Below are 1,229 nucleotides of genomic sequence, written 5' to 3' on the forward strand. Positions count from 1 at the left end.
TCGCCAGGCTCAGGTTCGCCCTGCTCAGGTTCGTCTCGCGCAGGTTCGCCCCGCTCAGGTTCGCCTCGCTCAGGTCCGCTTGTATTAGGTTCATCCCGCTCAGATCCACCCCGTTCAGGTCCATCCCGCTCAGGCTCTCCCCCGTCAGGTCCAACTTGCCCCCTCGGAGTAAAACCTGTTTCACTCCTGGGATGCGTTTAACGGCTTCCCCGTACAGATGGTGATCTGCCTCGTGGCGAACAATGTCCTGTTCCAGAACTGCCCCGAGGTCATTGATGGTGCCACCCTCGATGGCAAAAGAGTCAGAGGTCGCGCCAGTCTTCACAGTAATGGTGAGGACTGTGCCGTTCTCGTCTGTGTCCTCCGAAACCGCCAGCTCACCGCCGTGTTTCAACCCTATTGAAACAGAACGATTACCCAGCCCGTCGATCTGGAAATCTGTATCGGAGATCTTCTTCTGAAGATCGACCACCGCGTGCGTTACGACGTCTTCTTTCTGGTGGCTGCTGATGCACTTGCAAACCCGCTCGATGAGCAGTCCAATAAATGCAGTCAACAGGGTAATCGTCGCAGTCACTGTCCCACGTGAGCAAGAAATATCGAAGTCTCCCGCCAGTTTCCCCATGCTTTCGTTGGCGGTGACGCGCCGGAAGACCTCCCTGCTAAAAGTGGGAACGCTTTTCCCGTCCGCACCCCGCCGGAAGGCTTCGTGCGTTCCGCCCGCGAAACGGATTTCCTGCCCATCAACCCAACCTTTACCGAAAAAAGCTCTTGCAAACGTTTGTGCAGTCACGACAGACATGGTGTAAGTACTCTTCGCAGGCTAATGAGGTGTATCGGGAAGAAAAAGAGCCGCACACAACCTGCGGCCAGATCCACGACGACATGACCGAAGGAACAGCGCGGGGGAAGCGCCGCGAGCGGATAATACTGCCCTGAATGCGAATTGGGTTTACGAAAGAATAAAGCCCCACGAATCCTAAGTCGTGCGGACCGAATTCAATACAGACAGGACTTACGCAAAAAACGGCGCCCGAACGCAGACACGAATTGTTACGAAACGACGTAAACCTGAAGCGGCGCGGAGTTTCGTAATGCTGAGGGTCAACTGGTTGCCAGTTTCGGGTTGTTAGGAGTGGAAGGACCATGACGGCCGGGCGTGGTGCCAGAAGCGCTGCGTGCGCTGGCGGCCGCGATGCTCAATGCTGCCGATGACCTGGATCCTGGTA

Annotated in this window: 1 protein-coding gene; it reads right to left on the reverse strand. The window is 56.4% G+C overall.

Annotated elements, in window-relative coordinates; all coding sequences use genetic code 11:
- Window positions 1-802: pentapeptide repeat-containing protein (locus P0D80_RS50275; protein WP_408296241.1), on the reverse strand; the 802-nt coding region annotated here is incomplete at its 3' end.
- Between the last annotated feature and the right edge of the window lie 427 nt (window positions 803-1,229).

The sequence above is a fragment of the Paraburkholderia sp. RL17-373-BIF-A genome (genome assembly GCF_046030175.1).
Taxonomy (GTDB): domain Bacteria; phylum Pseudomonadota; class Gammaproteobacteria; order Burkholderiales; family Burkholderiaceae; genus Paraburkholderia.